This window comes from Prevotellamassilia timonensis, assembly GCF_021531665.1.
In the GTDB taxonomy this organism is placed as follows: domain Bacteria; phylum Bacteroidota; class Bacteroidia; order Bacteroidales; family Bacteroidaceae; genus Alloprevotella.
Genome location: NZ_JADYUH010000054.1, coordinates 1 through 20205 on the forward strand (window position 1 = coordinate 1; position 20205 = coordinate 20205).

Sequence of the window (20205 nt, forward strand, 5' to 3'; positions counted from 1 at the left end):
TCATTAAATGTCTCATTAATTCTGAACATTTCGCGCGTTTCGTGTTCCAAAACAAATTAATGGCTTTTTAATGGATCAAATTCATGAACATTAATGTTTCAAAAGGGGTTCAAAAAGGATGCGCTCCCAGCAAGAACTGTTTCTCCATTAATGCCCATTAATTGTCTCATTAAATGTCTCATTAATTCTGAACATTTCGCGCGTTTCGTGTTCCAAAACAAATTAATGGCTTTTTAATGAATCAAATTCATGCACATTAATGTTTCAAAAGGGGGTCAAAAAGGGTGCGCTCCTAGCAAGAACTGTTTCTCCATTAATGTCCATTCATTGTCTCATTAATTTCTGAACAATTCGTGAACAATTCGTGTTCCAGGAAACAATTTGTATTCCAAACAAAATCAATTCGTGCCCCAAAAAATGAAAGCCGCCTTGATGAACCCATTCATGAGCATTCTTGGAGAGAAAAGAGGAAGGAGCGCGCCGAAAAAACCAACAATTTTGAGCGTTTTTTCGCCGATTCGACATTAACATTTTTAACCTTCTGGAACACTTTCCGCCTCGTATTTTTACCTACTCGGCGCGTAATTTTTCTTTGCCTTCCCCTAATTTAAATTAGAGGAAGGCAAATCAAAATTAGAGGAAGGCAAATTTTTCCCGGATGCGCTCCTAAAACCCCCGTTTTTAAAGGGAAAGTGACGAAAAAAGGGAGAAGCCGAGGCTTCTCCCATATCTCTGTACAAATATAATACATTCCGTCGCCAAAAGCAAGAAGTGTTAAAACCGAAAAAAGGCGTTGGGTGTGGAAAAGGTTTTGGTGTTTCCTAAGGAAACAGCGTGTCACAGTAGCCAACTTGCAGCGTCGCTGCGAGGGGCGTTCTTTGCGCTCTCTGCGAATCGTTCTTGCGAACCGTTTTGCGAACTGTCTTTTGTGGCGTCAGTTTCGCTTTGTTTTGCCGGTCTTTCAGAATCTTCGGGAGCCTTTTCTGGGTCGTTTCCGTTGTTTCTTTCCGCCTTTTGAGTTTTTTTCCTCTTGTGCGAACAGCGATTTTGGGGTTCGGGACGCAATGGCAGGGTCTTCCCCGACAAGCGAGAAGTCGATGAGGCGTTGCTCCACGTTGGCGCGTTCCACTTTGATGCGCACCTTGTCGCCGAGGCTGTAGATTTTTCGGAAGCGTCGTCCGATGAGGCAGATGTTGCGCTCGTCAAACTCATAGTAGTCGTCCATCAACATTCTCAGCGGAATCATTCCTTCGCATCCGTTCTCGTCGATTTGCACGTAGAGTCCGAACTCAGTGACGCCGCTGACTGTGCCGTCATATTCCTTTCCGATGCGGTCGGCAAGGAACTCCACTTGTTTGTATTTGATGCTTGCACGCTCTGCGGTGGCAGCCAGTTGTTCCATGTTGGAGGCGTGTTCGCAGAGTTCCTCATATTTGCTTCCGTTTGCGGAGCGTCCGCCTTCTTCGTAGCGTGTCAGGAGACGGTGTACCATGGTGTCCGGATAGCGGCGAATCGGAGAGGTGAAGTGAGTGTAGTAGGGGAACATGAGACCGTAGTGCCCGATGTTGTGAATGCTGTAGCGCGCTTTCATCATCGCCCTCAGTGCCACCATTTCAACCACGTTTTCTTCTTTCTTTCCCTTCACTTCGCCCAGGAGACGGTTGAGGCTCTTGCTCACCTCGGTCTTTGTGCCTTCGGTTCGTATCTTATATCCAAAGCGAGCCACGAAGGCTCCGAGTTTTTCCATTTTTTCCGGGTCGGGCACGTCGTGGATTCGGTAGGGGAGCACCTTGGGCTTCTTTCCCTTCGGCACGATGCCGATTTTCTCCGCGACGCTTTTGTTGGCGAGCAGCATGAACTCCTCAACCAGTTTGTTGGCGTCTTTTGCCACTTTGATATAGGTCGAGATGGGATGTCCTTTCTCGTCAATTTCAAAGCGCACTTCGGCTCGGTCAAAACCGATGGCTCCGTTTCGGAAGCGTTTTTCGCGCAGTTGTTTCGCGAGGTTGTTCAGTGTGATGAGTTCTGTGGCATATTCCCCCTCCGGTTCGGAGCCTGCGGGCAGTGGTTCGGGGTGCTCGCCGGGCAGGGCGAGGTCTTCGGCAGAGGCAACGCCGTTGCGCTCAAAGATGTGTTGCACTTCTTCGTAGGTGAAGCGTCGGTTGGAGCGTATGACCGTGTGGGCGAGGTGCCAGTCCTTGATTTCAGCCTTTTCGTTCAGGGTGAAGATGGCAGAGTAGGCGAGTTTCTCTTCGTCCGGTCGCAGCGAGCAGATGAAGTTGCAGAGTCTTTCGGGCAGCATCGGGATGGTGCGGTCCACGAGATAGACACTTGTGGCGCGCTTTTCGGCTTCTTTGTCGATGATGTCGCCTTCCTTGACATAGTGCGAGACGTCGGCGATGTGCACGCCCACTTCCCAGAGGCCTTTGCCTGCGGGGCGGATGCTGAGGGCGTCGTCAAAGTCTTTGGCGTCGTGTGGGTCGATGGTGAAGGTCGTGACCTCGCGGAAGTCTTCGCGTTTGTCGATTTCCTCCTGCGTGATGTCCGGGCTGAGTTTTTCGGCTGCCTTTTCCACTTTTTGGGGGTAAGTGTAGGGCAGTCCGTATTGCGCCAGGATGGCGTGCATCTCTGCGTTGTTTTCTCCTTGTTTGCCGAGCACGTCAATCACCTTTCCGGTCGGGCATTTGGAGTCGGCGCGCCATTCCGTGATTTGCACCACTGCTTTGTCGCCGTCCTTTCCCCCTTTGAGATTCGCGGTGGGAATGAAGATGTCTGTGGCGAGGGAGCGGCTTTCGGTGACGAGGAAGGCATATCCCTTTCCCACTTGCAGTTTTCCGACGAAGGTGTCGGTGGCTCGTTTGATGATTTCGACGACTTCTGCTTCTCGGGTGTGTCCGGCGCGTCGGGCGAGCATGGTCACTTTCACTCTGTCTCCGTCGAGTGCGTGGAGCGAGTTGCGTTCGCAGACGAGGATGCTCTTTCCGCCGTCGTCGGGCAGGAAGGAGTTTCTGCCGTTGCGCTTTCTGACGAAGGTGCCTTCCATGACGTTGGAGCGCACGGCGTTGTGATATTTTCCCTGTCCGTCGGTTGCGATGTGGTCTTCGAGCATCAGTTCGTTGAGACTGTCAATCACAATCATTTTGGCGGGATGGTTCTTTGCGTGGAAGAGGGAGAACAGTTCTTTGACGTCGTAGTCTTTTCCGGGATGTTCTTCAAACAGTTGAATTAGGCTTTTCAGCACGTCCTTCTTTTTCAGTCTGCTGCTTTCGCCTTTCTTTTCTTTCTTGCTCATGGTTTGGACGGCACTTTGCCGTGTTTAGGATGAATTTGGGGCGTTTGTCCTCAGAAAACGCTTACAAATGAAGGCATTTTCTGTGAATCGTTTTTTAAATTAAGAATATATAACGGTGCATCCCGCCGAAACTTCTTACTTTTGCCTCCCAAAAGAGAGATTTCCCTCCGTCTACTCACCTTCTTGTAGGCTGCGACCTGCACCTTTGGGGTGTCCTATAAATGAGGGTGAAAACGGAAGCATCTTCTTTTGAACACTCCTTCTTCCATAAGTGATTAGAACATTCCTATATATAATAATGCGTCAAAACGTTTTTCTTTTCCTGCTTTTCGCCTTCGTGCTCTCCACGCCCGCCGTTGCTCAGCGTCACGGCGGCAAACCCTTGCGTGGGCAGGTCGAGACGACGCCCGGTGACTCCACGAAAGCCCCCGCATTGGAAGAAACGGAGGTGCCGCTGATGACGCAGGTCGGAAGCACGGACTACAAAGGGCGCGTCATTCCGCACGTCATTCTCCCGACGCTCCCGAAATATCCGCCGATGGAGTTCAAAAACGAAAAAGAGCGCGAGCGCTACAATCGTCTGGTCTATAACGTCAAAAAAGTGCTTCCCTGGGCGAAACTCACCAAGATGACCATCATCGAAACCTATCAGATTCTGCGCACGCTGCCCGACCAAAAGGCGCGCGAGGCACATCTCAGGGATGTCGAAAAAGGACTGCGTAAGCAGTATGCGCCCGCACTGAAGAAACTGACCCGCTCGCAGGGACAACTGCTGGTCAAACTCATCAATCGGGAGTGCAACCAGACGGGCTACAGCATTGCGAAGGCTTTCATGGGAGGCTTCAAGGCGAACCTCTATCAAGGCGTCGCACTCCTCTTCGGCAACAGCCTCACGAAGAAATATGACCCGGAAGGCGATGACCGCTACACCGAACGCGTCGTGCAAATGGTTGAGGCGGGACTGCTGTGAGAGGCTGAGAAAGAGGAAGGCATGAAAAATAAAAAAAGGAGCGTTCGCCGCTCCTTTTTTGTTAGGGGTGTTCTAAAAATGAGGCTCCTTATTCCGTAGTTTATAGACCCTCCCGTTATTCTTTTTCCACCTCGTCCTCGGTCTGACAGCCTGGGAAGTGGAGTTCGGTGCGTGCCTTCTCGGGCGGGAAGGTGAAGTAGGTGCAGACGGCGGTGGTGCAGACTCGCCCTTCCGCGTCGCAGAGTTCCGCTTCAATGGTTGCGACGTTTCGTTTCACCTCGCTGAGGCGGGCGCGGAGACAGAGTGTGCCGCCTTCCGTGCTGACCGCGTGGCGGTAGCGCGTTTCCATTTTGACCGTCATGCCGCCCGTTTGGAGTTTGCGCATGACCACCCATCCGCAGATTTCGTCCAGCAAAACACTTTGAATGCCGCCATGGAGCGTGTGAAGCCAGCCTTGAAACTCCGGGCGCGGCTCCCAAACGGAAACGATGTCGTCGCCGTCTTCAAAAAACTCCATTTTCACACCGAAAGGATTGTGGGGCGCACAACCGAAGCAGTTGTAGCCGGGAAGAGAAACGTAGGGGTTAATGATTTTTTTCATGGAGATGGTTTAGAAAGAAGTGGAGGGAATCGGAGAGAGATGTTTTCAGAATTCCCAAATCATCGGCACAAAGATGATGGTGATGATGAAGGCGAGAATGTTCATCGGCAGTCCAATTTTGACGAAGTCCGCAAAGCGATAGTTCCCGACGCCTTGCACGATGAGATTGGTTTGATAGCCAATCGGCGTGGTGAAGCTGGCGGAGGCAGCCATGCAGATGGTGACGAAGAAGGGTGTGGGGCTCACGCCGAGGTGTTGCGCGATGGCGAGGCTGAGCGGGAAAGCCAGAGCCGCTGCCGCGTTGTTGGTCATGAGTTCCGTGAAAAGATTCGTCACGATGAAGACCACGGCGAGCAAGACGACAGGACCATGGCTTTGGCTCAGTCCGACGGCAAATTCCGCCACGGCGTCGGCGAGTCCGGAGTTTTGCATGGCGCGGCTGATGGCGAAGGCGCTGGCAATCGTGACGAGGATGTCCCAGGAGATGAACTTAGTGTATTTTCGAGCGGGGAACATGTTCAGCCACGCCATGATGACGGTGACGACGGCTGCACAAACGAACATGTCGATTTTGACGCCGGGGAAGGCTTCGCGGACGGCGGGCAGCTCGCCGATGGTCGCGCCGAGAATCATGAGCGTCGGCAGGATGACGGCGAGGACTCTTTTCCTCGGGCTGAGTGTCGGCTCCGGATCTTTTCCGTTGGAGACCATGAGGAAGAAAGAGGAGTCTCCCCAGTTTGCCATGAAGTCTTCATCGGCAAGCAGTTCCAGCGTGTCCCCCTCTTTGAAACGCTCGCGGCGCATGTCGTGCATGATGAAGGTTTCGCCGCCTCGCTTCAGCGTCAGGATGATGGCGCCATATTTTCTTTTGAAGTCAAAATCAATGATTCGCTTGTTGATGGCTGGGAAGCGTGCGCCGAGCACGACCTCCACGCGGTGCATGCCCTGTGTTGCTGCATAGCTTGGCGTGAAGTCCCGCTCTTTTCGCTCGTTGGGCAGGAGAAGGTCGGAGAAGAGCCAAAGATAAAGAAGTCCGAAGAGGGCAATGATGACTCCCACCTTGCCAAGTTCAAACATCGAGAACCCTTCAAAGCCGGCGTCAATGACCATGCCGTGGATGACGAGGTTCGTGCTTGTGCCGATGAGCGTGCAAACGCCGCCGAGAATCGTGGCGTAGGAAAGCGGAATGAGCAGTTTTGTCGCTGCCACCCCGTGTTGCTCCGCCCAGCGCTTAATCATCGGGGCGAAGATGACCACGACCGGCGTGTTGTTGAGAAAGGCGGAGATGAAGGAGACGGCGGGCAGCATCCTGGTCTCCACTTTTCGCACTCCCACGTCCTTGCCTTGCGGCAGCAACTTCCGGAGCAGGATTTCAAGCCAGCCGGAACGACGAATGCCTTCGCTGACGAGGAAGAGCAGTGCCACCGTAATCATTCCTTTGTTGGAAAAACCTTCCAGCATCTCCTTCGGCGTGATGATGCCGACACACATGAAAACCACTGCGCCGGAGAGCAGAATCAATCCGGGGCGCATGCGGTCTTTGATGAGCGCGAGCACGAGAAATGCGAGAATGACTAAGACAAAAAGAACTTTCACGGGGACTGTTTGAAGGGATGGGGTGGGGTGTTTTCAGCCGCAAATGTAGGGAAAAGTTCAGAGAATCTCGTTTTTGAGGCAGAGAGGATGTGAAGATGTGGTCAAGAAAGTGGAAGTTTGGACCGCTAAAAATTCATCTCTAAGAAATCCAACTCAACCTTTATTTAAAGAAGAACCCTTGACGATGAAGAAGGGGTTGAGGAGGTCTTCTTTGTTGTAGCGCACGGGTTGTTCTGTTTCAGCCTCCACGACCTGACATCCTGCGGCGAGTGCGATGGCTTGTCCTGCGGCGGTGTCCCATTCCATGGTGGGGGCGAGTCGGGGATAGACGTCGGCACTGCCTTCTGCGACCATGCAGATTTTGAGGGAACTTCCCGCGCTGACGAGTTCCACTTCGCCGTGTGCTTCCTTGAGTCGGTCAATGTAGGCTTTTGTTTCCGGCGAAAGGTGTGAGCGCGATGCCACGACGCGGAGTTTGTCACCTTTCTTGCGGCGGGCGAGCGGCAGTTCTTGGGGTTCGCCCCATTCTCCCGTCTCGGGATTCACTTCGCACTTGAAGGCGCCGTCGCGTGCGTTACCATAATATAATATGTGTAGCGCGGGCGCGTAGATTACTCCGAAGATGGGCAGTCCGTCTTCCACGAGGGCGATGTTCACGGTGAACTCTCCGTTTCGTTTGATGAATTCTTTGGTTCCGTCGAGCGGGTCCACAATCCAAACGTGTCGGTGGTGATTCCGTTCGGCATATTTCCGAATTTTCCCTTCCTCGCTAATCATGAGGTAGGGCGACTTTTTGAGTGCTTCGCTGATGATTTCGTGTGAGCGGCGGTCAGCGAGTGTGAGCGGCGAGTTGTCGGCTTTGCTTTCCACCTGCCATTCGCTTTGGGGAGAGTCATAGACTTCCATGATGGCTTTGCCGGCTTGGATGGCGGCTTGGAGTATGTCTTTTGTTTCCATTGGTTCGATGTGTGAAAGAATCATGTGTCCCCTTGCTTCGGCTCGTCGGTCTCGTCGGCTCGTCGGTCAGTTCGGGGATTTTTCTGTGCAAAAGTAAGTATTCTTTCGTCGTGTTTCCCGCAAGGCTCGCTTTTGAAACCACATTTTTGGGCTTTTCGTGAAGATAAAAGCGGGTTTCGTACACTTGACCTGTCAGAAGTCGCGTGTTGGGATTAAACCCTTTTCCGCGTTTCGGGTCAAATGAAATGTAAGCCTCCTCACTTGCAGGCGCCGCAGCGAGAAGGTTTCCCTTTAGGGGTGTTCTAAAAATTACGGGATAAGGAACGTTCAAAAGAAAGTGCTTACGTTTTGGTCGCTTTTCGCTTCTTAGCGCGCCCTTTTGTAAGTTTCGTCAGTCACATAGCCCGCTATGCTCCTTCCTCAACTGACAAAAGTTCATCTCTAAGAAATCAAAAATCAACTCAACCTAATTTTTAGAACACCCCTTTACACAAACCCTCTAAACCCTACATCAAATTTATGAAAAAGCTGATTTTTGTGCTTTGTGCCTTCCTCGCACTTGGTGTCTCTGCCAACGCACAGTCCGATGTTAAGAAAAAGTCAAAAGAGAAAATGGAACGCAGCGAACAAGTTCTGCGCCGCGCAGAGAAAATGGCGGAACGCATGAAGTTGGATGACGCCACGCGCGCCTGGTTTACCCCTATTTTTGTTGAATATTCCGACACGCTTCGCAAAGCCATGCGTCTGAGCAGACCGAAGGCGGAAGGCAAGAAAGAAAAATCTCTCACCGACGAAGAGGTTTTGCAACAAATCGAAAATCAGTTGAAGAGCGACGAACTGCAGGTGAGCATCAAACGCACCTATCTGGAAAAATTCAAAACGCGTTTAACTCCGAAACAACTGCTCTTGATTTTCAAACGTCCCGCTGCTCCCGGCGGTCAGAATCGTCCCGGTGGTGGACGTCCCGGTGGTCAAGGATTTCCCGGTGGCGGCTTCCCCGGCGGTAGCGGAAGCGGATTTGGCGGGGACTTCTGAACCCTCTGAGCACCGTGCGTGAAGTGCCGGTTGCTCCTTTTCCTTCGGAGGCGAAATCCGAAAGAATCATTCTCAGAACCATCACAAAAACTATCTTTTTTGAAGGGTGCGCGGACTGCGGTCTGTGCACCTTTCTCATTTGTCGCTTTTCCCGTACCCCCTCATGTTGTCTCTTTTCCCGCGCCCCCTTGTTTGGTCTCTTGCTTCTTTTTCTCGCGGGAGAGGTTTTTCTTCTTTTTCTTCTTGTCTTTTTGTGTATCTTTTGTCGGACAGCAATTTTTTTGAGGGTGTTCCATCACGGTTGCAGAAGAAGTGCTTATCCCCGTTTTGTTTTCTCAGCGACACAGAGACCCTCGGTGAACCCCAAAAACTACGATGAAAACGGCGATTTTTGCAATTTTCCGCCCGATGAGCCGAAAACTACGATGAAAACGGCGATTTTTGTATTTTCCCGCTCAACCCTGCATTCCCGTTTCCCTCGTTCCTAAGCCTACATGCCCCGCCGCGCAACCCTGCACAATGTAGGGTCTCATGTAGGTTTTTTCGCCCCAACCCTACACACCTAACCCATCTGATTATCAAATTTTAAGCCCGTCTTGTGTAGGGTTTGAAGAAAATGTATGTACCCTTGAAAAACGTATAGGTTTGAAAGCCGAAAACGCGCGAACGTGCGCGAATCCTTTCTTTATTGGGAATCCGTCACAAGCATCCACTGCCAAAACGCAAGACGTTTCTTCTGGATGCCTCTTATTCCATGTTTTTTAGAACACCCCTTAAATGAAAGAACGTCGCTTTGCACAACGAAAAAAAGAAATCCGTTGCCTTTTCTTTTTGTCTTGCTCTCGCCTTGCACTATCTTTGCAATGTTTTTTGCGAAGACAGGCTGCGGCTCGGCAAAAGTTTCAACCGGTTTGCCCTGCTGCACTCGTCTTTCAGGCGAAACGCATCAAAAGAACAATAATACAACTCATTACATAAATGGAATACAATTTCAGAGAAATCGAAAAGAAATGGCAGGCCAAGTGGGCGGCTGAAAAGACTTATCACGTCGAGCCGGATGCCTCCAAGGAGAAGTTCTACGTGCTCAACATGTTCCCCTATCCTTCAGGAGCGGGACTTCATGTCGGTCATCCGCTCGGCTACATCGCCTCCGACATCTACGCACGCTACAAACGCCTGAAAGGATTCAACGTCCTTAACCCTATGGGCTATGATGCCTACGGCCTTCCCGCCGAACAGTATGCCATTCAAACCGGACAGCACCCCGCGGTAACGACCGTCAAAAACATTGCACGCTATCGCGAACAGCTGGACAAAATCGGTTTCTCCTTCGACTGGGACAGAGAGGTCAGAACCTGCGACCCGCAATACTACAAGTGGACACAGTGGGCATTCCAGAAAATGTTCGGCTCTTTCTATTCCAACACCGAAGCCAAGGCTCTTCCCATCGAGGAACTCGTTCGTCACTTCGAGACTGCCGGTACCGCAGGGCTGGACGTGGCGCAAAGCGAGGAGCTGAACTTCACAGCCGAAGAATGGAAAACCATGAGCGACGTGGAGAAACAGCAGGTGCTGATGAACTATCGCATCGCCTATCTCGGCGAAACCATGGTCAATTGGTGTCCGCAACTCGGAACCGTGCTGGCGAACGACGAAGTGGTCGATGGCGTCAGCGAGCGAGGCGGTTTCCCCGTGGTTCAGAAAAAAATGAAACAGTGGTGCTTGCGCGTCTCTGCCTATTCGCAGCGCTTGCTCGACGGACTGGAAACAATTGACTGGACGGACTCGCTGAAAGAAACGCAGCGCAATTGGATTGGACGCTCGGAAGGTACGGAAATGCAGTTCTCGGTGAAAGACTCTGACTTGAAATTCACCATCTTCACCACCCGAGCCGACACCATCTTCGGCGTCACCTTCATGGTGCTCGCTCCCGAGAGCGAGTTGGTCGCACAACTGACCACCGACGCACAGCGCGCCGAAGTGGAAGCCTATCTCGAAGCCACAAAGAAACGCACCGAGAGAGAACGCATCGCAGACCGCAAAGTGAGTGGCGTCTTCAGTGGCTCCTACGCCGTGAATCCCTTCACGGGCGATGCCATTCCCGTTTGGATTAGTGACTACGTGCTCGCGGGCTACGGCACCGGCGCCATCATGGCGGTTCCTGCCCACGACTCTCGCGACTATGCCTTTGCGCGCCATTTCAACCTCCCCATCGTGCCGCTCATCGAAGGCGCCGATGTCAGCGAGGAAAGTTTTGACGCCAAGGAAGGCATCGTCAGCAACTCCCCCGCAGCAGGAAAAGAATCGCTCAAAGGATTCTCACTCAACGGATTGACCGTTAAAGAAGCCATTGCTGCCACCAAGAAATTCGTGACCGAAAACGGACTGGGCAGAGTCAAGGTGAACTATCGTCTCCGCGATGCCATCTTCTCCCGCCAGCGCTACTGGGGTGAACCGTTCCCCGTGTACTATAAAGACGGTATGCCGCAGATGATTCCCGAGGCTTGCTTGCCGCTCGAATTGCCTGAGGTGTCTCGTTTTCTCCCGACCGAAACGGGCGAGCCGCCCCTCGGAAATGCCACCCGTTGGGCGTGGGACGAAAAGAACGCCTGCGTCACGGACAACAGTCAAATCGACCAGGTCAACGTCTTCCCCCTTGAACTCTCCACCATGCCCGGCTTTGCAGGTTCAAGTGCCTACTACCTCCGCTACATGGACCCGCGCAACGACGACGCCCTTGTTTCGGAAGAAGCAGTCGGCTATTGGCAAAACGTGGACCTCTACATCGGAGGCTCCGAGCACGCCACGGGGCACCTCATCTACAGCCGCTTCTGGAACAAGTTCCTCTTTGACCTCGGCATCAGCTGCAAGGAAGAACCGTTCGCCAAACTCGTGAATCAAGGAATGATTCAGGGACGCTCCAACTTTGTCTATCGAATCAAAGACACCAACACCTTCGTCAGTCTCGGCTTGAAAGACCAACACGATGTGACCCCCATTCACGTCGATGTGAACATCGTCCACAACGATGTGCTTGACCTTGACGCCTTCAAGGCTTGGAGACCGGAGTATGCAGACGCCGAGTTCATCCTGGAGGATGGAAAATATGTCTGCGGATGGGCTGTGGAGAAAATGTCAAAGTCAATGTATAACGTCGTAAATCCCGACTACATCGTGGAAACCTACGGCGCAGACACGCTCCGCCTCTATGAAATGTTCCTCGGACCTATCAACCAAAGCAAACCTTGGGATTCCAACGGTATTGACGGCTGTTTCCGCTTCCTGAGAAAGTGTTGGAACCTCTTCTTCGACAAAAACGGCGAGTGGGCAGTCAAGGAAGAAACCGCAACGAAAGATAACCTCAAGTCGCTCCACAAACTCATCAAAAAAGTGACAGAGGACATCGAAACGTTCTCCTACAACACCGCCATCCCCGCCTTCATGATTGCCACCGGAGAACTGGCTCAGCAGAAGTGCGTTTCTCGCGAGGTGTTGGAAAAACTCGTGGTTCTTCTCGCTCCCTTCGCGCCCCATGTGGCTGAAGAACTTTGGGAGAAACTTGGACACACCACCACCGTCTGCGACGCCGAGTGGCCCATTTTTGACGAAAGCCATTTGAAAGAAGACAGCGTCACCCTCTCCGTCTCCTTCAATGGAAAAACTCGCTTCACCCTCGACTTCCCTGCCGATGCCTCTGCCGACGCCATCCGCGAAGCCACCCTCGCTTCCGAGCAGGCGCAGAAATATTTGGAAGGAAAGAACGTTGTGAAAGTCATCGTCGTGCCCGGAAGAATCGTAAACATCGTGATAAAGTGAAACCTTCACGCTCACACCTTTGACTCCCCATGGACTTTTGACAAAGACAATTTGTCTCTTTGATTCTTTGACCTTTGACTCATTGACTCATTTTCTCTCACCTCTCCAAAATGGAAAAAGTCGTTGCGAGGTTCAAAACCTCATTCTTTCAAGATTTTCGCGACTACGTCATCATTACGACCGGTCTGCTCCTCTATGCGCTGGGCTTCACCTGCTTCATGTTGCCCTACGAAATTACCACCGGCGGTCTCGCCGGTGCGGGTGCCGTGATTTTCTACGCCATCGGCTTCCCCGTACAGTACACCTTCTTCCTCGTAAACATCATCCTCCTCATCTTCGCCATCAAAATCTTGGGCTGGCGATTCTGCGTGAAAACGATTTATGCCGTCTTCATGCTCACCTTCTTGCTTGGAATGGTGCAGGAAGTGATGATTTATTGGGCAACAAACAATCCCGGACTCTTCCCCGCCATCAACGCGAAGAGCGGACTGCCACAAGTCGTCAAAGACAACGCCTTCATGTCCTGCATCATCGGGGCGGCGATTGAAGGCATCGGCATCGGAATGGTCTTCCTGAGCAACGGCTCCACGGGAGGCACCGACATCATTGCCTCTATCATCAATAAGTATAAAGACGTGACGCTCGGGCAAATGATGATGCTTTGCGACCTCATCATCATCAGTTCATCCCTCTTCCTGCCCTCCGGAAATGTGGAGAAACTGCTCTACGGCTACTGTACGCTCATCATCACCAACTTGCTCTTGGACTACGTGGTGGACCGCGGGCGTCAGTCCGTTCAGTTCCTCATCTTCTCCCGTCGCTACGATGAAATCGCGGCAGCCATCAACAAAACACACCGAGGCGTCACCGTACTCAACGGACAGGGATGGTACACGAAAGAAGAGCGAAAGGTGCTCGTCGTGCTGGCGAAGAAGCGCGAAAGCACCAACATCTTCCGCATCATTCAGGGCATTGACCCGGGCGCCTTCGTTTCTCAGTCAAAAGTCATCGGTGTCTTCGGAGAAGGTTTTGACCGAATCAAAGTCAAGGCTGAGAAAAAAAGCACGGAGAACTGACGAGCCATGAACGACACCTCCGCTACCGTAGTTCTGGTGCCTCAAGGTGGCTTGTGCAATCGGTTGAGAGTGCTGCTCTCCGGGATCAGCCTTTCTCAAGTTGTTTCTGCCAAAGTCTCCGTGGAGTGGGAAAGAGATGAGGCTTGCTACGCCTGGTTCAACGAACTCTTCCTTCCTGTGGACACGCCTTCCTTCCAAGTCTGCCGACGGCACTGGTGGGCGCGCCCCATCACGAGGAAGAACCTCCATTGGCCGCAGTTCGTTCGCACAATTCTCGGATGGGACGTGCAACTTTCAAACTATGTTCCCGCCAAGCCCGAGGAACTTCGCTCCCTGGCGGAGCGTCACCGCAAAGTCTTTGTTTCCGGTGGCAGCGTGGCATTTCCCTATGCTCCCTCTCTCCTTCAAACACTCCGACCGCTGCCCGAGATTCAAAAACGCATTGACTCCATCACACGCGAGTTTCCCGAAGAAATCATCGGCGTTCACGTGCGCCGAACCGACAACATCGTCAGTCGAGCGGAAAGCGATCCCGAAGACTTTGTCAAAGCCATGGAAGAAGAAGTCGAGAAACATCCCAACGTCGTTTTCTATCTTGCCACCGATGATTTCGCCGTCAAGAACGAAATTTGTCGGCGTTTCGGCGGAAAGGTTCTGACGCTTCCGACACCGACCTGCCGCAAAAGCCTCGCGGGCATCCAAAACGCAGTCGTCGATTTGTGGTGCCTTGCGCACACGAAACGGCTGATTGGTTCCTACTGGAGTTCCTTCACCGACACGGCGGCAGAACTCGGCGGAATTCCCGTCGCCATCGTTCGAAAGTCTGCACAATGAACTCAAGCGTATTTGCCGTCCTACATAAGGCGTGTTCTAAAAATTAGGTTGCAACCAAAAAATAAGCACTTTCTTTTGAACGTTCCTTATCCCGTAACTCATGGAACACTCCTTAATACATAATGTGTCATGAAAAAAATTGTTTTTGCTACCAACAACGCTCACAAGCTGGAAGAAATACGTGCCATCCTCGGCGACCGTCTGCAAATCCTTGGACTTTCCGAGATGGGCTGTCACGATGACATTCCCGAAACAGCAGACACATTGGAAGGAAATGCGCTCTTGAAGGCGCGCTGGGTCAGCGAGCACTACGGGGTCGATTGCTTTGCCGACGACACCGGACTTGAGGTCGATGCACTCGGCGGACGCCCCGGCGTTCACACCGCCCGCTATGCCTTCCCCGACCGTCACGACCCTGAAGCCAACACGCTCAAACTCCTCGATGAACTGAAAGACGCCGATACTCGCACCGCCCGCTTCCGCACCGCCATTGCTTTGATTCTCGACGGGAAAGAATACCTCTTTGAAGGAGTGGTCGAAGGCGAAATAGCCACGGAACAACGTGGCACTGAAGGCTTCGGATATGACCCAGTCTTCATTCCCGAGAATCTTGGCAAGACTTTCGCAGAACTCGGCGTAGAAGTCAAAAACGGAATCTCACATCGCGCTCGCGCCGTCGCAAAACTTGCCGCCTTCCTTCTCAAAGGTTGAAAAATAGTTTGCTAACGCCCAACGCAACGCCCACGCCCATGAAACCCTATCTGCTCATTCTCCTCACCTGCCTCCTCAATCTGTGCAGCCCCCTCCACGCCGGCGCAGCCGACACCGACTGGACCTATTATCTCTCCTATCATGATGCCACGCAAGTGACTCGTGCCGGGAAAGTCGTCTATGCGCTGATGGGAGACAACCTCGTTTCCTTAGACACCGAAGACAGTTCCGTGAGAGAAATTGACCGCTTCGCCGGACTCTCCGACAAAGGAATTGCTTTCATCGGTTATTCCGCCACGGCGAAGGCACTGGTGATATACTACAAGAACAACAACGTTGATTTACTCTTCGACAACGGAAGAATTGTCAATCTTCCGCAGATAAAAAACTATACGAACCTTGCGCTTACCGCCAACTCCCTCACTGTCTGCGGTGACATCGCCGTCGTCGCCACTCAACTAGGCGTCATTCTGTTGGACGTGAAGCGAGAGGAAGTGAAGGCATTCTATAACTACGAACGCACGGTCTTCGCCGGAGCCATCATGGGTGGCGACCTCTATCTTGCTCTTTCCGACAAAGTGGTGCGCGGACATCTTTCCGACAACCTGTATTATCTTTCCAACTTCCAGTCGCTCTTCGGCATGCGCGTGACCCAAATCCTTCCCGCTGCCAACGGAGTGTATATGGTGGTGCCCTTCATTGCCACCTGGACAGACAAATGGGCGGGCGTTTGCTATCTTGAAGCCACCTCCGGCACGGAGAAACCTACCATTACTCGGCTCACCGACCACGTCGTGAAACGCGGACGCACCGATGGCAGTCGCCATGCCTTCGTCTCCGCCTCAAAAGTCCTCGTTGCAGATGCAGAAAACCCCATGGAGTTGAAAGAATATGACTTGGCTGACGGTGGCAACGACGTAGTGCCATTCGGCAGCACGAGCCTTTGGGTAGCGCAGGGCAGTCTCGGCGCGCAAGCCTTTGTGCCTTCTTCCGACGAGACTGCACTCACGGCAACGGGAGAAACCATTTCGCAAAGCGGACCGCGCCGTGACCTTTGCTACAGCCTTCGCTATGCACCGGACAACACACTCTATGTCTGCGGCGGTCGTCCTGACTATACCGATGCAATAAAAAACGCAGGAAGCCTCTTCCGCTTCGATGGGAAAAACTGGGACGACATGGAAGAAGACACGGTCTTGAAGCGAACGGGCAATCTCTACACCAACCTCAGTAGTGTCGCCTTCTCACCCAAGAATCCCGCTCACATCTTTGCCACCGCCTATGGCACAGGGCTCTATGAGTTTGAAAACGGAAAGTTCGTGAAACACTACACGCCGAACAACTCGCCCATCAAGTCTGCGCTGGCCTCAACCTCCGGCTCTTTTTTGCGCTATGTGCGCACCGGTGGCTGCGCCTTTGACGAGGACGAGAATCTTTGGATTCTTCAGAACTACACGGACTCCGCTCTTCTCGTTCTCAAGCCCGACGGGCAGTGGAAGAGCCTCTATTCCCCTTCACTCTCAAGCGGCGTCGCCAACTCCATCGTCAAACCTGACAGCAAGGGACGCATTTGGTCGTCCGTGGAGTTTGAGACCGGTCGCTCTTCCGGTCTGAATTGTTTTGACTACGGCGGCACGATAGACGATGAGTCCGACGACTATGAGGTCTTCCGTTCCGGTGCCACCAACGAAGACGACACGTCTGTCTCCCTCGCTGAGGTCAAGGATTTCTGTTTTGACAAAGAAGGACAACTCTGGATTGGTTGTGCCAATGGAGTCTTCGTCGTTGAAGACCCCGACGAATGGTTTGACTCCTCGTTCAAGATTCTTCAACCCAAAGTGCCTCGCAACGATGGCACAAACTATGCGGACTATCTCCTCACCGGAGTCACCGTCCATGCCATCGCCGTTGATGGAGGTAACCGTAAATGGCTCGGCACCATTGACGGCGGACTTTATCTCGTCAGCGCTGACGGTTCGGAGATCCTGGAGCATTTCACCGCGGCGGACTCACCCTTGCTTTCCGATAACATCTTCTCTCTCGCCATCAACGAAGAAACCGGAGAATTGATGATAGGCACCGACGCCGGCTTGTGCTCCTATCGCACCGGCGTCTCTCGTGCCATGCCGACACTTTCAAAAAATCAAATCAAAGTCTATCCCAACCCCGTCCGTCCCGAATTCAACGGCATGGTCACCATCAGTGGTTTGACAGATGGAGCAGATGTGAAGATTGTCAGTGCCGGGTCGCAACTCGTTGCCTCCGGGACAGCCGTGGGAGGCTCCTTCCGGTGGGACGTGCGTGACGCCTCCGGTCGGCGCGTCGGCTCCGGCGTCTATTACGTCATGATTACCACCGCCGACGGCAGCACCGCCGTCGCCGCCAAGTTCGTGGTGATTTGACCGCCTTGCTTCCTTATATATAGTCTCTTCTCGCTTATATACCTTATATAAAGTCTCTTCTCGCTTATATAGACTTTCGTCTCTTTTATAGATTACATAGCCCCCACTTTTGGCGCGGATGCGATTCGTCGTGTCCGCGCCAATATTTTGGTTTGCGCAATATTTTTCTTTTCCCCCGAAAACCTTTCCCAATCTTCTTTTCGTGTAGTCAATGTTTCTGTTTTTACTATATAATATGACGAAAATGAAACTTTTTCTTGCTTCTGAGTCGAACTACAAACGAATATTTTCTACTTTTGCGACATAAACGTACTTATTTAAAAACTTTCTTTAATTTCTAATTTACTTATCAGTTATGAAAACATCCAAATTTTTCTTCGCGCTCTGCCTTTGTGTCGGCGCACTGAGTTTCGCTTCTTGTGGTGATGACGACCCTGTGACAGACGGTAGCGGTGGTGGCATTCCCGGCGGCGGTAACGGCGGTAGCGGTGTTGGCACCGGTACAGGCAACAACAGCAGTTTGGTGAAAAATGCCGGCGTGTTACTGACCTCTTTTGATTATGACAGAACTGATTATCTCAGTTATGACGACTTGAATAGGCTCACTCAAATTACTAAATCTGGTAGCGTTATCAAGTTTGACTATGAAAAAGGTAAAGTGACGCGTACCGGAAATGGTGAGCAGTGGGATTTCAATGTGTCTTTCACACCCGCGGGTTATATTTCCTCTATTTCCGGAAAATCATGGTACGAAAATTCAAATCATAATTATAGTTGGACTCTCAATGGTACAGTCGCTTATGCTTACGATGCTGCAGGGCATATTACTGCCATTACTGAGAACGGCACGGAAACAGGTGTGGATTACGGAGAGGCTTACACTTATTCCGGAACAATGACCACAATGTTTACTTGGTCCGACAACAACTTGGTGAAAGTTGTCCAAAGTGGTCGTGACAACGATGGTAACTCTAGCACTGTCACCTATGTTATTTCCTACGGCAGCCAGGAAAACAAATACATGCAGATGCCTTCTATTTTCAACTTGTGCGACATCTTGAACTCTGAAACTGCCTACGACTTCACGTGGGCTTTGGTTGGTTTGAACGGTGCAGGTACGGCTAAACTTCCCACTTCTATTGAAATCGATGAAACATTCGTGGAAGATGGTGAGGTGGATACAGACCACAACACTTATAACCTTAGCTATACGCTGAACCAAGACGGAACCATTGCGACTGAATCTCACACGCAGTCTGGTTATGGTTATCAATATACCAACACTGCTCGCTTCGGCTACACTCCCGTAGAGGCAACTCCGAATTATCCGCCTGCTGCCGCTATGAGCACTGACGGAAACAAGAGTCATAAATTCTTCACCTCCAAGATGCGTCAGCGCATGCAGACCCGTCGCGCCGCTCGTATGGCACGCTAATTAGAACCAATTTTCACTAACGTTTGCCCGAGGACTTCACCCGTCTTCGGGCTTTTTAAAGTCTCATTTCTGACCGTAAAACCCTTTATAATCCGTGATTTTTCGCGTTTTGTCGTTTTTTTTACCCGTTTGAGCAAAAAAAACAACATTTTTTTTGTAGGAATGCACTTCAACCTCTATTTTTGTCACCGAATAAGACCGCAGATTCACTTTGTTATCAGTAGTTTTACATCAAAAAAACGAAATCCGGAAACTCACGATACTCATCACCTTATTAATCTTATTTATACAATGAACAAAACTGATCTCGTAAATGCTATTGCTGCAGCAGGTCTGAGCAAAGCTGATTCCAAGAAGGCTCTTGATGCCGCTCTCAACGCCATTGGCGACGCTCTCAAGGCTAATGACAAAGTCGCTCTCCTCGGTTTTGGTACTTTCGCTGTCACCGAACGTCCCGCACGTCAGGGCATCAATCCCGCCACTAAGGAGAAAATTGAAATCCCCGCAAAGAAAGTCATCAAGTTCAAGGCTGGTGCTGAACTCGCAGAAGCCGTGAAATAAACTTGCAAACTATTCCGTGAACTCCTTCCGTTCACGGATTTTTTGTAAGGTGTTCTGAGAAAAATTGAAGGTTCTCAGAACACCTTCCTTCTTCATTTCTCTCGCGCGTACCATATATACTATCTCTTTTCTATATGGGAGATAAATCCGGTCGAGTCGCTTCCTTGATTTCGTGGAGAAAAGCTTTTCCACACCCAAGGCGGTTTTTCGGTTTTAACACTTCTTGCTTTTGGCGATGAAAAGTATTATATTTGTACAGAGATATGGGAGGAGCCTCGGCTCCTCCCTTTTTGCTTTACTTCCCCTTTAAAAACGGGGATTTTAGGAGCGCATCCGGGAAAAATTTGCCTTCCTCTAATTTTTCTTTCCCTTCCTCTAATTTTTCTTTCCCTTCCTCTAAGTAAAACTGCGCGCCGAATAGGCAAAATCAGGAGGCGATAAGTGTTCCTGAAGGTTTAAAATGTTAATGTCGAATCGCCGAAAAAACGCTCAAAATTGTTGGTTTTTTCGGCGCGCTCTTTCCTCTTTTCTCTCCAAGAATCCTCATGAATGGGTTCATCAAGGCGGTTTTTATTTTTTGGGGGGCACGAATTGTTTCCTGGAACACGAATTGTTCACGAATTGTTCAGAATTTAATGAGACATTTAATGAGACAATGAATGGGCATTAATGGAGAAATATTTCTTGCTAGGAGCGCACCAAAGAAAAACTGGGAGCGATTCGTGCGCAAACAGCCCTTCAAAACTGTCACCTGCGCTTTACAAACCGCAAGCCAAACCCTCCGCAATCCCCCTCAAAAGCAGAAAAACGCAGATTTTCTCAAATTTTTTGAGTCAAAGTCTTGCTCGGTTCAGAAAGTCGCCGTACTTTTGCACTCGCTGACGGAAAAAACGGGGATGCCCGTGAGTTCCGAGAGACA

General features: G+C 51.3%; 14 protein-coding genes. 10 read left to right on the forward strand and 4 right to left on the reverse strand.

All coding sequences use genetic code 11. The features are described from left to right. Nucleotides 1-961: 961 nt before the first annotated feature. On the reverse strand, nt 962-3292 hold the full coding sequence (rnr, locus tag I6E40_RS08635; RefSeq protein ID WP_235386638.1) for a ribonuclease R: 2331 nt from the start codon (nt 3290-3292) through the stop codon (nt 962-964). Nucleotides 3293-3590: 298 nt separating this feature from the next. Between rnr and I6E40_RS08640 the strand changes: the two genes are divergently transcribed. Then, a complete protein-coding gene (locus I6E40_RS08640) occupies nt 3591-4262 on the forward strand; it encodes a DUF4294 domain-containing protein (protein WP_235386639.1) in 672 nt (223 codons plus the stop codon). A gap of 115 nt (nt 4263-4377) precedes the next feature. Here the strand turns inward: I6E40_RS08640 and I6E40_RS08645 are convergent, their stop codons facing one another. The 3 genes from I6E40_RS08645 to cysQ form a co-directional block, all read right to left on the reverse strand. Beyond that, the gene (locus I6E40_RS08645; RefSeq protein WP_235386640.1) at nt 4378-4863 is read right to left on the reverse strand and encodes a PaaI family thioesterase; all 486 of its coding nucleotides are present in this window, start codon (nt 4861-4863) and stop codon (nt 4378-4380) included. Between the two features lie 45 nt (nt 4864-4908). After that, complete coding sequence (locus tag I6E40_RS08650; RefSeq protein WP_317207408.1) at nt 4909-6459, reverse strand: SLC13 family permease; 1551 nt, start codon at nt 6457-6459, stop codon at nt 4909-4911. A gap of 153 nt (nt 6460-6612) precedes the next feature. Beyond that, nucleotides 6613-7440 (reverse strand): 3'(2'),5'-bisphosphate nucleotidase CysQ, encoded by an 828-nt coding sequence (gene cysQ / locus I6E40_RS08655; RefSeq protein ID WP_410897048.1) that lies wholly within the window; start codon nt 7438-7440, stop codon nt 6613-6615. Between the two features lie 495 nt (nt 7441-7935). On the opposite strand from cysQ, the gene I6E40_RS08660 reads away from it, so the two are divergent. The 9 genes from I6E40_RS08660 to I6E40_RS08700 form a co-directional block, all read left to right on the forward strand. Continuing rightward, the gene (locus I6E40_RS08660) at nt 7936-8451 is read left to right on the forward strand and encodes a hypothetical protein (RefSeq protein WP_235386641.1); all 516 of its coding nucleotides are present in this window, start codon (nt 7936-7938) and stop codon (nt 8449-8451) included. A 978-nt stretch (nt 8452-9429) separates the two neighbouring features. Beyond that, nucleotides 9430-12267, forward strand: coding sequence for a leucine--tRNA ligase (gene leuS, locus I6E40_RS08665; RefSeq protein WP_235386642.1), 2838 nt, complete (start codon nt 9430-9432; stop codon nt 12265-12267). A gap of 110 nt (nt 12268-12377) precedes the next feature. After that, on the forward strand, nt 12378-13343 hold the full coding sequence (locus tag I6E40_RS08670) for a YitT family protein (RefSeq protein ID WP_235386643.1): 966 nt from the start codon (nt 12378-12380) through the stop codon (nt 13341-13343). Nucleotides 13344-13349: 6 nt separating this feature from the next. Next, the gene (locus I6E40_RS08675) at nt 13350-14177 is read left to right on the forward strand and encodes a hypothetical protein (RefSeq protein WP_235386644.1); all 828 of its coding nucleotides are present in this window, start codon (nt 13350-13352) and stop codon (nt 14175-14177) included. A 129-nt stretch (nt 14178-14306) separates the two neighbouring features. Continuing rightward, a complete protein-coding gene (locus I6E40_RS08680) occupies nt 14307-14888 on the forward strand; it encodes a non-canonical purine NTP diphosphatase (RefSeq protein WP_235386645.1) in 582 nt (193 codons plus the stop codon). 38 nt (nt 14889-14926) lie between these two features. Next, on the forward strand, nt 14927-17290 hold the full coding sequence (locus I6E40_RS08685; RefSeq protein WP_235386646.1) for a T9SS type A sorting domain-containing protein: 2364 nt from the start codon (nt 14927-14929) through the stop codon (nt 17288-17290). Between the two features lie 355 nt (nt 17291-17645). Then, a complete protein-coding gene (locus I6E40_RS08690; protein ID WP_235386647.1) occupies nt 17646-18725 on the forward strand; it encodes a hypothetical protein in 1080 nt (359 codons plus the stop codon). A 291-nt stretch (nt 18726-19016) separates the two neighbouring features. After that, nucleotides 19017-19286 (forward strand): HU family DNA-binding protein, encoded by a 270-nt coding sequence (locus I6E40_RS08695; protein WP_235386648.1) that lies wholly within the window; start codon nt 19017-19019, stop codon nt 19284-19286. A 659-nt stretch (nt 19287-19945) separates the two neighbouring features. Further along, the coding region (locus I6E40_RS08700) for a hypothetical protein (protein ID WP_235386649.1) at nt 19946-20205 on the forward strand (260 nt) is incomplete at its 3' end.